General features: G+C 36.3%; 7 protein-coding genes, 1 tRNA gene and 1 pseudogene. 8 read left to right on the top strand and 1 reads right to left on the bottom strand.

The features are described 5' to 3' along the window. A complete protein-coding gene (locus tag X929_RS08035) occupies positions 1-2,901 on the bottom strand; it encodes a PolC-type DNA polymerase III (protein ID WP_103067511.1) in 2,901 nt (966 codons plus the stop codon). 674 nt (positions 2,902-3,575) lie between these two features. Here X929_RS08035 and X929_RS08030 point away from each other — a divergent pair. From X929_RS08030 to ltrA, 8 genes and pseudogenes are all read left to right on the top strand, one after another. Then, positions 3,576-5,921 carry a glycosyltransferase gene (locus X929_RS08030; RefSeq protein ID WP_103067510.1) on the top strand — a complete coding sequence of 782 codons (2,346 nt, stop codon included), beginning with the start codon at positions 3,576-3,578 and terminating at the stop codon, positions 5,919-5,921. Positions 5,922-6,125: 204 nt separating this feature from the next. Next, positions 6,126-6,311 carry a hypothetical protein gene (locus X929_RS08025; protein WP_012209596.1) on the top strand — a complete coding sequence of 62 codons (186 nt, stop codon included), beginning with the start codon at positions 6,126-6,128 and terminating at the stop codon, positions 6,309-6,311. Positions 6,312-6,378: 67 nt separating this feature from the next. Continuing rightward, positions 6,379-7,545, top strand: coding sequence for a flagellin N-terminal helical domain-containing protein (locus X929_RS09880; RefSeq protein ID WP_103067509.1), 1,167 nt, complete (start codon positions 6,379-6,381; stop codon positions 7,543-7,545). Between the two features lie 247 nt (positions 7,546-7,792). Further along, positions 7,793-10,420 (top strand): tetratricopeptide repeat-containing glycosyltransferase family 2 protein, encoded by a 2,628-nt coding sequence (locus X929_RS08015; protein WP_012209598.1) that lies wholly within the window; start codon positions 7,793-7,795, stop codon positions 10,418-10,420. A 63-nt stretch (positions 10,421-10,483) separates the two neighbouring features. Next, positions 10,484-10,558: transfer RNA gene (locus X929_RS08010), tRNA-Val, on the top strand. A gap of 366 nt (positions 10,559-10,924) precedes the next feature. Further along, on the top strand, positions 10,925-12,289 hold the full coding sequence (gene gdhA / locus X929_RS08005; RefSeq protein ID WP_103067508.1) for an NADP-specific glutamate dehydrogenase: 1,365 nt from the start codon (positions 10,925-10,927) through the stop codon (positions 12,287-12,289). Between the two features lie 206 nt (positions 12,290-12,495). Continuing rightward, positions 12,496-12,639 (top strand): hypothetical protein, encoded by a 144-nt coding sequence (locus X929_RS09730; protein WP_169925014.1) that lies wholly within the window; start codon positions 12,496-12,498, stop codon positions 12,637-12,639. Positions 12,640-12,714: 75 nt separating this feature from the next. Then, positions 12,715-13,654: pseudogene (gene ltrA / locus X929_RS09835) on the top strand (group II intron reverse transcriptase/maturase); the annotation flags it as partial.

Below are 13,654 nucleotides of genomic sequence, written 5' to 3'. Positions count from 1 at the left end.
CTAAAGAAAAACTTTTGTGTGGGTTTCTCCCCTTTCTTTTAGGATCCTCTGGGCATTCTTACTACCAATATTTCTCACTTTGGTCAGAGGAATCCTTAAATATTCCCCTTCAATTTTAAAAACCTTTGCTTCGCTCTTGTAAAGATCCGGTCTTAAAAAGCCAAAACCTCTTTTTCTCATCTCGTAGGCGGTCTTAAGTGTGGAATAAAAGTTGGACTCTTCGTAATTATGTTGGTATTCGTTTTTTGAAAGTTTTTTAATCGCCTGAACCGTCAATTCTTCATCCATTATAATATCAATATCAAAAAACCTCGCTCTGATAGTGAAATAAACCATGTAAAACTCAAGAGGATAATAAAGCTTGTAAAACGCTATTTTGTACGCCATTATCATGTAGGCAACCGCATGTGCCTTTGGGAATAGATAATGAATCTTCTTCAGAGAATCAAGATACCATTCGGGGGCTTTTGAATCATCTATCGCCTTCAACTCTTTCTCTGTAAGCTCTTTCCCTTTTCTCACTTTCTCCATAATCATAAAGGCTGTTTTTGGTTCCACTCCGAAATATTCAAGCGTTATCAAAATATCGTCACGGCAGCTAACGATCTGATCGATATCTGCAACATTCTTTAAAACTATCTCACGTGCGTTGTTGAACCAAATATCCGTTCCGTGTGCAAGTGAATTCGTTCTACACAGATCATAAAAAGTTTTGGGCCTCGTCTCGGTGAGCATCTTATGGGAAAAAGGTGTCCAAACTTCTGGTACACCCAACGTTCCAATCTCCGTACCTATCTCTGAAAGATCCACTCCCAACTCCTTTGTAGAAGAGAAAAGTGAAAGAACCCGCTCATCGTGCATTGAAATATCGTTGTAATCGTAACCGGTTAAATCTTTAAGCATCTTTAAAAATGTTGGACCATCGTGAGACAACACATCTATTTTCAACAAATCATTTTCTAATGCCTTAAAATCGTAATGTGTCGTAACGATACCAATCTCGGGAGAATTTGCAGAATATTGGTAAGGAGTGAAATCATGGACATCGTACTCTTGAGGGATTATTATCATAGCCGAAGGATGTTGACCTGTATTCAACTTTGTTCCTTTTATTTTCTGAGAAATCCAAAAAAGATGCGCAAAATTCATATCTTCATCCTTGAAGTAATTAAGAGCCATCTTCATAGCGTTGTACCTTGAGATGGTACTAATCGTACCTGCCTTGTAACAATAATTCCTACCAAATTTCTCTTCCAAGAACCTCTGTATATCGGTGAAGATCTCAGCCGAAAAATTCACGTCTATATCTGGGATCTTCTCGCCAGAATACCCCATAAAAACCTCAAACCTTATATTATGCCCATCGGAGTTTAAAATTGCACCGCAATTTGGGCATGACTTCTCTTTTAAATCAAAACCACTCAAATTCAAATTCTCCACGAACTCTATAAACCCACAACTCTCACAAAAATAATGTGGCGGCAACGGATTAACCTCCGTTATCCCCAAAAGAAAAGCCACAAGCGAAGAACCAACAGAACCCCTCGAACCGATTGGGTAACCCATCTCTAAAGACTCCTTGACCATATCGGCTGAGATCAAAAATATCACCGCATACCCGTTATCTACTATACTTTTCAATTCCTTTTCTATCCTATCTATAATTATACGGTGTAACTTTTCCCCATACCTCTTTTTTGCGTTGCTATAAACGATATCTCTCAAATTTTGGTCGGCAGAGGGGATATAAGGCGCCTTCAATTTAAAATCAAAAGGTGCAAACTCCTCTATCTCACCAGCGATTTTATTCGGATTTTTCACCACAATTTCTTTTGCGATGCCACGCTTTTTAAAGATCTCAAATGCGGCATCGCACATCTGGGAAGTGCTTCTAAAGTAATTAACACTTCGCACAGTCTTTCTTGGTTTACTCTTTGTGGATGTACCAACGATCATAGCGTTTAAATACTCCCGATCCTCTTCCCTTAAATAATGAACATCCCCGGACATAACAACAGGCTTTCTGACATCTTTTGCAATCTCATAGACAGTTCTAGAATAATCGATAATCTTACCCTTCTCCAAACACAAATCGTTATAACAATCCACAGGGAAAAGCTCTATATAATCAAAAAAAGTTATCCATTCCTTCAAATCGTTAGTAGAATACTTGTTCAAATAGGAGTAAAGCAAAAATCCATCCAGTGAAGAGCCTAAAAGTAGCCCTTTTCTCAAATTCTTCAAATCAGAAAGTGAAATTATCGCACTTTTATTCACAACGTTCATATGTGAAATGGATACTATCTTATAAAGATTCTTCAACCCCTCTTTATTCCTAACCAGCACATTCACATGTTTTACGATCCCTCTTCTCTCATCGTGTACATTCAACTCACAACCAAAAATAGCTTTTATACCCTTTCTTTTAGCATACTCATAGAAATAAGGAATTATCTGCACATTTTCGTTATCAGTAATGGCAACCGCCTTTTGTCCAAAAGAAGAAACAGCATCCACCAACTCCTCCATACCCAATATAGACAACTTTGAGCTCATCTTTGAATGCGCATGAAGTTCAACCCTCTTTTCTACCGAAAGATCATGCCAAGCCGATGGAACAGCAGCTTTTATTGTAACCACATTCAAACAATAACTCCCCATTTCGCTATCGTACTCTAATACCCCTTCAAATCTAAACCATTCACCTTTCCTTGACCCCGTTCGGGGCGTTTTCCTGCTTTCGGATTTACACAAAAAAGAATAACTATAATCAGTAACAAACAAATAATAAAAATCCTTTGCCTCATCAACATAAAAAATTTTACCTTTTATGCTTATCTCCTTATTAAAAAACTCTTCCTCCCGCCCTTTAATATCCAAAAGACTCTCAAAAAAATACATAGAACTTCCTCCTTAGGAATACGTATATATATTATTATACATAATTCTACCTAAGAAGTCAACATATGGTCGGGCTGCTGGGTGAAAGGCACAACCTTTTGCTTATCCTTAAGGGCGGGCTGCGGGGCAAAGAACCCTTCCATTCATCCTTTTGGGTGGGCTGCGGGGTGAAAGGGCGCTAGTAAAAAGTAGAAGGCAGATAAATAATTATCTGCCTTCATTCCGATCAATATCACTTATCTACTTCTTTGGTTTATCTTTTGGCTTATCTTTCTTTTTCTTTTTTTCCTCTGCCATGACCCTTCCTCCTCCGGGCAAAAAGCCCTGTTAATGGAACCCTTATACCAATAACCAAAACATATAAAATCTTATAAATATTATACCATACTAAAAATTAAAAGCAACAGTTTTTAGCAATAATTTTTGGCAAAAATATCACTTTTAAAAAACTCTGTTAAAAATCCCTCAATTTCAGTCGATAAAAAATAGGATTAACAATTGACTAAAAAGAAATATTAATAAACCACAAAAATACGATCATCCTAATGGATGTTCTGCGAGACGAAGTCATACATTTTAATTCCTTAGAGGGTGGGCAGCGGGGCGAAGGGGCGCTAACACAAGTTTTTAGAACTTTTAAAGACACTAAACTTCAAAAGCCAAGGAGGAATCCCATGTACGAAGAAATCTTTGAATTGATAAACAAAGGAGAAATAACCAAAGCTCAAGAACAAATAGAAAAAATATCCGATGATGACCCAAAAAAATACAACTTAAAAGGGCTAATACACTTCAACAAAAAAGAACTCGAAAAAGCCAAAGAAGAATTTGAAAAAGGATTAACAATAAACCCCGTTGACCCAGACCTATTATTCAATTATGGGTATCTACTAAAAGAAATGAACCAAGAGATGGAAGCATGGAGATACCTCATGAGGATACACGACAAAGACTGGGCAACTTATGACCTCTTAGGAGACATAGAATTCAAAAACAGAAGCAAACTAGCATCTTTAAGATTTTATCTAAAAGCAGCAGAACTAACAGATAACCCACAAATGAAAAAGAAGTTCTTAGAAATAAGAAACAAGATAAAAAAAGACACAAAGATAGCCTTCCTATGCTTACCTGGCTTAGACAACTTCCTAAAAGACATAGTAGAAACCTTCTCACTCGGATACGATGTCAAACTCGTAGTATCAACAGACGGCAACGAAATAACAGAAGCGATAAAATGGGCAGACATAGTCTGGCTCGAATGGGCAAATGACTTAGCAATATTTGCAACAAACAAAGTCCCTGAAATAGCAAATAAAAAAGTTATTTGTAGGTTGCATAGTTACGAAGTTTTCACTCAATTTCCTGAAAAAATAAATTGGGAAAATATTGATCAATTGATATTTGTATCAGAACCAATAAAAAAGATTTTTCACCAATTACATTCTTTTCTTGATCTTCAATCATGCAAAGAAGAAATTGTTTACAACGGTGTTGACTTAGACAAATTCAAATACACTATACACAAACCAGGATACAATTTAGCGGTCTTAGCTCACATAAACTACAAAAAAAATCCCGCAGCGTGGATTCAAATAATAAATAAATTAAAAGAAATAGATAACAAATACAAATTACACATTGCAGGAGATTTTCAAGACACTAGGTACAGAGTATACTTTGACTACATAAAAAAAGAAATGAAAATGGAAGACAATTTCCTTTTACATGGATGGATAAAGGAAGTAGAAAAATTTTTAGAAGACAAAAACTACATAATATCAACAAGCATACACGAAAGCTTCGGTTACAACATCGCCGAAGCAATGGCAAGGGGAATAAAACCAATAATTCATAATTTTGACGGTGCCAAAACATTATGGCCTAATGAGCTTATATACAATACAATCGATGAAGCGGTGGAAAAAATAACCGAAGAAAGTTACTACTCAGAAAGTTATCGTCGGTTTATCGAAGATAATTACACGTTGGAGGAACAGATTAATGCATTAGAAACCGCACTAAATACATTAGAAAAAGTCAACAAGAAAATAAATAAAAAAGTTGCCGAAGATCTGAAGGACTCATTTTTAGATTATATGATTCCTAAATTTATAGAATTTACACCATACACAGACAAATATATTGATTCTTTCGATTTTGAAGGTTCTAAAATTAGAATTGGAAAGGTAGAAAAAATTACAGATAAGATTAGCCTTATTGAATTTATAGTAAAAAATAAAAAGGGTCAACAATTAGCATTGCAAAATATTTGGTATAATCATTCTACTAAGCAAATAACTTTCCCAGATTACATCTCACTAAGTAAAAATAAAAAGATAGTTCAAAATATTGTTCATCAGATACTTGATTCCAGGTTAAATTACAATGGTAATATGTTTAGATTTCCAGGAAGCAAAAAATATTGGGAAGAAAGATACAAAACAGGAGGTAATTCAGGACAAGGTTCTTATGGAAAATTAGCAGAATTCAAAGCAGAGGTAATAAATTCTTTTGTAAAGGAGAAAAGAATTAATTCGATTGTAGAATTTGGCTGTGGAGATGGAAATCAAGTATCTTTGTTTGATTTTCCAAAGTATATTGGTTTGGATGTTTCAGAGACTGCTGTTAATTTGTGTAGAGAACGTTTTATAAAAGATAAAACAAAAAGTTTTTTCTTATATAAACCAGAAGAAGTAGAAAGCAACAAATCCCTTTTTAAGGCTGAGCTGTCGTTATCATTGGATGTGATTTACCATCTGGTTGAGGATTTGCAGTTTGATTTATACATGAAAAACTTATTCCAATCTGCAGAAAAATTTGTTATCATCTATTCTTCAAACACAGGTAAAAATCCAGAAGGCACGTCCCCTCACATCAAATACAGAAGGTTTACTGATTGGATTGAAAAGAACGCACCAGAATGGGAATTATTTCGTAAGATTAAAAACAAATATCCTAAGGAGTCTTTCTCTGATTTTTTCATTTTCTCCAGACGCCAAGAAGGGCTAGATATTCATTGATAATATAACGATCATTGTCAATATATAAATTATTTATATTTTCTGATTTATATAATATTCACTAATCTCTCCACGACCTTTGAGAGTTCTTAACACTTTTCTTCTGAAAGAAAAAGGCAGGAATGTTCGAAGGCTTAAAGAATCAAGTTTGAGTATAATTGATGCTATGGCTAACCCGTTGAAGAAGTAGAAGGTCTTTCAAAAGTGTTGTACGAAAAGATTATTCAAAGATACCCAGTTATTGAAAGTATAATAAACTTACTAAATGAATTCAAACAGATGTTGAAATCAAAGAACGTTAAAAAAGCTGAAGAATGGATAGAAAAAGAACATATAAAAAATGCTAAAGTTTTTGGAAAACTGTTCGATAATATGTATGAAAATCCTTAGCGCTAAGGGAAAATCCTTGTCCAAGGAAGGGCAAGAAACAAAAAAATCACATGGAGGTGTATGAATTATGAGGATTAATCACAACATCAGTGCATTGAATGCATGGAGATCGATGGATCAAGTAAACCAATCTATGGGTAAAACACTTGAAAAACTTTCTTCTGGTTTAAGGATCAACAGAGCAGGAGACGATGCAGCAGGATTAGCAATATCCGAAAAGATGAGAGGTCAAATAAAAGGTTTGGATACCGCTGTAAAGAATGCACAAGACTCTATATCTTTGATACAAACAGCAGAAGGGGCATTGACAGAAACACACTCTATACTTCAAAGAATGAGAGAATTATCAGTTCAAGCTGCATCAGACACTAACACAAATGTTGATAGAAATCAAATTCAGTTAGAATTAGACCAACTAAGAGACGAAATCGATAGGATTTCAAGAACCACAGAGTTTAACACAATGAAATTGCTTGATGGAAAGATTGAATCATTCAGAGGTAGTGAAGATATTAAAGTTGTTACGGGGGGGAATATAAATGTTGAAGCTGGATTGATATCCGGCAGTACAGCAGTGGAAGGTACTTACGTTGTAGAAGTTGGACAATTAAGTGGTACTGAAACCACTGCTTTGGATGTTAAAATAACTCAGATAACAGCTGGTGGACAAACTAGCACCATTGTCACTTTGGGAGCTGGAGCAGCTACTATTGGTGGAATTTCATTTAAATGGGAATCATCAACTTTTGCTATCTCAGATTTTGGAGGGTCTTTGCCCAAAAATGAAATTGTAGATAGTGCAGTAGTTAGAGTTGAAGCAGCTAATACAGCTGCTAATCAATTAGTTTTGCAAATAGGGGCGAATGAAGGTCACAACATCGTACTTGGAATAGACGATATGAGTTCCAAGGCTCTTGGACTCACGGAGGATTCACTTAAAGCAACCGACCAAGACAGTGCTGAAAGATCGATAATGGTTGTGGACGCCGCAATTCACAAGGTAAGTACAGCGAGAGCTTCACTTGGTGCCGTTCAAAACAGATTGGAACATACTATATCCAACTTGGGTGTAGCTTCTGAGAACTTAACCGCAGCAGAAAGCAGAATCAGAGACGCAGATATGGCAAAAGAGATGATGGATTTTACAAAGCAACAGATACTCTTGCAGGCATCGAATGCGATGTTGGCACAAGCGAATACAATTCCACAAAATGTGTTGCAGTTGTTGAGATAAAGGGGAATTTGAGAGAGGGCCTTCGGCCCTCTTTTTTCTATTTATTATCTAATTATTATCTATTTATTATCTATTCCCACCCGCCGCCCTTTAAGGAGTTATTTCTTTGGTTAGAGCTTCTTTTATCTATTCCCGCCCACCACCCCTTAAGGTAGTTTTTCTATGATTGGAGAAAGCCCCTTAAGGAATTAAATATATTGAACAAGAATGATATAATAGATGTAGCTTTTTGATGGGAGGAAAGTTTATGAGTGCTGATAAAGAAAAATTGTTGTCCGTTGCTATGATCGTCAAGGACGAAGAGACTAATATTAGACGTGCCTTAGAGGCTATTAAAGATGTGGCTGATGAGATAATCGTTGTTGATACAGGTTCAACAGATAGAACACCGGAGATAGTTAAAGAGTATACCGATAAGTTGTACTTCCATGAATGGCAGAATGATTTTTCTGAGGCTCGAAATTATTCTTTGAAGTTTCCAACCTGTGAGTGGGTTTTGATATACGATGCGGACGAGGAGGCTTCAGAATCGTTTAAAAAAAATATAAGAGATTTTCTTATGAAGCAGCCAAAAGATGTTAATACCGTCTATATACCAACAATCAGTTATATGGATATTAACTACACAAGAACTGAAGTTGCTTCAACTTCAAGAATTTTTAGAAAAGGTACCATTGAATACAAAAACGTTGTACATAATCAAGCTAAATATAAACCAAAGGTCGTTCGAGGTAATTTTCCAATTCTTCATTACGGTTACATCTGGACAAGGGCTTTGAAGAGAAAGAAGTATGAAAGAACAGGTAATTTAATAAGAGAGCAACTAAAAGACGCAAAACACCCAATCGAGAGGTTATACTATTTAGTTCAGTTGTACAAAACAGAGTCTATCGGGGGGTATACGCATAAAAAGAACCAAGTTGCTTGGGAGACGTTGGCAGAGATAAAAAGGGTGGGAAAAGTTCCTGCCATAGGGCTTGAATTTTTGTACATGTTTGGATTGGACTGTATGTTTGCGGGTTTGAAAGACCTTGGAAGGGATTTGCTGCAAAAGTGTATAGATGCTACTCCTCAGTATCCTGACCCTTATTTTGGTATGATGGCTTTGTACGAAAGATCAAAAGATTGGGATGAGCTAAGCAAGTGGGGGGAAAAGTTTTTTAATGTCTTAGATGAAGCTATGAAAAATGTTGAGAATTTTGATTGGACTATTATGTCTTTCAAGCAAGTGCCTTTGGCGCATATTTTGATGGCACGTGCAATGTTGAAAAGAAAGGATTTTGAAGGTTTCAACAATCATATTTCAATTGCATTTAGTGAAGATGAGAACATTAATATTGATAAAAAGAATTTGTATGTTTTGATGAACGATATAAAAGAAAGTGTTGAAGCTAAAGATGAGTTTGAAAAGTTATTACCTGGATTAAGAGTTATGGTTGAAGGTGTAGAAAAATCAGGAATTGTTGTTTATTATGACAGCGTCGTTGAAAAAATTGCTGAATTAGAAGTTGAAGTCGATGAGGTTTTGTTAGATAAATTATCTTGTAGAAATGAACTTTCAAAATACATAATAAAGAAAATGAAAACATCAGAAGACAAACTTTTAGATTTTATAACAAAAAGTGATTATCTTAATTTTGTAGAAAAAAACGGTATACCTGGACTTTTGCTTTTTTATTCTGTTTTGCAAAACACAAAAGATACTGTTGATACGTTGAAGACCCTTTCTAGTTTAAGAAAGATCGAAGATGAAAAGATTCAAGGAGTTTTATACGCCTTATTAGGAGATTGTTATCTGAGTTTGAAAAGGTTCAAAGAGGCTCTGAGTCAGTATAAAAAGTCTTTAGAAATACTTCCTGAGCTTTCACAGTTTATTAAACCTATAATTGAGGATTTGAGCACGAAATTAGACCCCGAGATGGATGGGGTTTACGAAGAGATGTATACCCATTTTGCTTCAGGGAAAGAGTTCATTTTCGATATAATGGGGTACGTTGGGCAAGAGAACGCTGAAAAACTTTATCTTATTTCTGAAGCTCCATTGGCTTTGTACGTTTCGGGGGTATCTTTTATTCAAAAGGATGCACAAAAGGCTGAAACGTTGTTGAAAAAAGTAGAAAATATCGACGAATTTCCTTTTTATTATTATAGGCTTGCTAAGATATACGAAAAAAAAGATATTAAAAAAGCTTTTGAATATCATATAAAAGCTGTTGAGGAAAATAACAAACTCGCTGATTTGGCACTTGGTAGATACAGTTATTCTGGGCTTTATCCAAGTACTCAGATTAGTTTTATGAAAAGCAACGATGAAATGATTTGGGTAGGGAATATTTCCGAAAAGTTTTCCACGCTTGGAATCATTCATCCCATTAGGAGTTGGAAGAAATCAGAATCTTTTATGTACGCTTCCCCTTATCCTTCTGATGAAGCTTTGAGGATTTACGAAGAACGTGAGAAAGAGGCTTACAAGTCTGCTCCTTTGGAGATCAAAAAGGAAGTTATTTTAAAGGGATTAATTGATAGTGATTTTAAAGATATCAAGCTTCTTGGGGTTGATAAAGAGAAGTATGAAAGTGTTTTTGAAGATTTGGGTGTTTCTGTGAAGGATACTTCTAACAATCTTTTAATTGTAGGTGAGTTTGAGAAAAATTATGATCTGTCTGATATTTTAAAGAAGGCAAAGAAGGTTTTAGCTTTTGCGTATGTTCCTGATTTAAAGGATAGAGAGAACGTGGTTTGGTTTATTCCGAAGTTTAGGGTGCTAAGAACAACGAGCCAGTTGATTTCGTTATTTGAGAAAGAAGGGTTTAAGGTTTCAAAAGTTGAGGCTATTGATGGAAATTTGAGATGTATTCAAGCATATAAAGAGTAATTTTTTTACTTTCATTGACAAGTTTTGAAATATAATGTATAATATTTTCGAAAAGTGTTTTCGGGGCGCTTAGCTCAGTGGGAGAGCGTCTGCTTCACGCGCAGAAGGTCGTAGGTTCAAACCCTACAGCGCCCACCATCTTTTTTATACTTCTGTAAGTTTTATTCTTTCTGCATACCTTCTGGTACCTACTCACGAGACTAGAAAAATAAATTTTTTATTAAAGAAATATAAATATTTTTTTAATTAGCTTTCTTCAGTTATAGCACATCATCAAAACCTACCATGAATAAGTAATTTTAAGCATATTCGGCAAAAAAATTATAAAATTTTGCATTTTTGCCAGTTTTGTGTATAATCAAAAATAACCGAGTAAATATATTTATTACCATTTATTAGTAATAATGAAATATATTTCATTGAATTATTTGTTATGAAAATAATTTCTTGTTTTTTGATCTTTTTTAGGTATACCGGGGAAAAACCAAAAAGGAGGAGGTAACAGTGAGTAACTCAATTGAATTAACCCAAGAAAGTTATGTTGACAGCATAATTGAAAGGGTAATTGTAAAGAATCCTGGAGAAGCTGAGTTTCACCAGGCGGTTCGTGAGGTACTTGAAAGTATAAAGCCTGTTGTTGAATTGTATCCTGAATTTGAAGAAAACGGGATTTTAGAAAGGTTAACTGAGCCTGAAAGGCAGATTATCTTTCGTGTTCCGTGGGTAGATGACAAAGGGAACGTTCGCGTAAATAGGGGGTACAGAATTGAATTCAACTCGGCATTAGGGCCTTATAAAGGGGGGCTGCGTTTTCATCCAACTGTGTATCCTGGAATCATGAAGTTTCTTGCATTTGAGCAAACTTTCAAAAATGCTTTAACTGGAAGGCCCATTGGTGGAGCAAAAGGTGGTAGCGACTTCGATCCAAAGGGCAAATCAGATGCTGAAGTTATGAGATTTTGTCAAAGCTTTATGACCGAACTATACAGGCACATTGGGGAACAAACAGATATTCCAGCTGGAGATATAGGCGTTGGGAACAGAGAAATTGGGTATCTCTTTGGTCAATACAAAAGAATTACCAACCGTTTTGAAGCTGGTACATTAACTGGAAAAGGAATAGATTGGGGTGGAAGTTTAGTTAGAATAGAGGCAACGGGGTATGGATTGGTTTATTTTGTCGAAGAAATGCTTAAAGATGTTGGTGAAACATTTGAGGGCAAGAGGGTTATAATTTCTGGATCTGGAAACGTGGCTATTTACACGGCTCAAAAAGTTAAAGAACTTGGTGGAAAAGTGATAGCTATTAGTGATTCTGATGGTGTAGTATGCGATCCAGAAGGGATAGATTTAAATTCTGTGATTGAGATAAAAGAAAAAAGAAGAGGAAGAATAGTTGAGTATCTCAAAGCTCATCCTTCTGCTGAGTATAATGACAATAGTAAAGATATTTGGAAAATTGAGTGTGATATTGCCTTTCCATGTGCTACACAAAACGAAATAGATACAGAAGAAGCAAAAGCACTTGTGAATAATAGTGTTTTAGTAGTAGCAGAAGGTGCTAATATGCCGTGCACTCCAGAAGCTATTGAGTGTTTCCAAAAAAATAACGTTATGTTTGCCCCAGCTAAAGCTGCCAACGCTGGTGGTGTTGCTACCTCTGCATTAGAAATGACTCAAAATAGTATGTGGGAGTCTTGGAGTTTTGAAGATGTAGATAAAAAACTACGAGAGATAATGAAGGACATATACAGTAGTATAAAGACGACAGCTGAAGAATACAAGAAAGACGGAGACCTTATTTTTGGGGCTAATGTAACTGCTTTTCTTAAGGTAGCAAGAGCTATGATGGATCAAGGAGTTGTTTAAAAAAATACCCCCATCTGGGGGTTATTTTCTTGTGCGCCCAGCATGGGCAATAGCTAAGCGGTGAAAGTCCGTTGTGGGCCAGGTAGCGGGAACCACTAGTCGAAGGCAAGGGTGTCCATCGTGAGGTGGAATCTGAAGGAAGCCCAAGGCAAAGTCCCGGTCCGATGAACAAGAACCAGATACAAGGCTAAGTGAAGTGGACGAGTTTGCAAGACAAAACGAAGTCCAATAGCTATCCAGAACTTCACGGAGTAAATCTGGCGGATATATGGGATGAAAGTTATTGCACTTACCTGGGGAGATCTCAAGAATATGCTAATAAGGCAACCCATACAGTAATGTATGGCTGAATCTTGAGAAGTCAGCAGAGGTCATAGTACTCATTGAAAGGTGAGGAAGGACTGAACAACAGGAGGTTTCGAATCTTGAAAGATGCGAAGGGACACGGGAAAAGCATACAACTTCGACTAGAAGGTTTCCTACATGAAGATAAGGGAGAGCCTGAAAATAATGTAGAAGCGCCTAGTATAACTTCTACGTCTGAAAGAGGAAGAAACGATGGTAAAGGATACAGTGAAGGGATGCTTGAAAAGATATTATCCAAGGATAATATGAATAAAGCATATAAGAAGGTAAAGGCCAACAAAGGAGCCCCTGGAATAGACGGGATGAAAGTAGAAGAACTCTTTGGATATCTCAAACAACATGGAGAAGAATTAAGGCAAGAGCTCCTTGAAGGAAGGTACACCCCGAAACCGGTAAGGAGGAAAAAGATACCGAAACCGGATGGGGGGAAAGACTACTAGGCATACCGACAGCAATAGACAGAGTAATCCAACAATCCATAGCGCAGGTGTTGACACCGATTTACGAAAAGAAATTTGTAGATAACAGTTATGGATTTAGGCCATTACGAGATGCAAAACAAGCCATAAGAAAAAGCAAAGAATACCTAAACGAAGGACACACATGGGTAGTGGACATAGACTTAGAACGCTACTTTGACACAGTCAACCACGACAAACTGATGAGGATAATATCAAAAGACGTAAAAGATGGCAGAGTGATATCCCTGATAAGGAAATACCTCAAAAGTGGGGTAATGGTAAATAGGGTAGTGATAGAAACAGAAGAAGGGACTCCACAAGGGGGACCGCTATCCCCATTACTAAGCAACATAATGCTCCACGAACTTGATGTAGAACTAACAAAAAGGGGACACAAGTTTTGCAGGTATGCAGACGATTGCAACATATACGTGAAAAGCGAGAAATCCGCATACAGGGTGATGGAAAGTATAACAAAATACATAGAGAAGGAATTAAAGTTAAAAGTGAACAGGAAGAAAAGCAAAGTAGTCAGGCC

Origin of the sequence: Petrotoga olearia DSM 13574 (assembly GCF_002895525.1) — a bacterium.
Lineage (GTDB): Bacteria > Thermotogota > Thermotogae > Petrotogales > Petrotogaceae > Petrotoga > Petrotoga olearia.
This window is presented reverse-complemented; position numbering and strand designations above follow the sequence as displayed.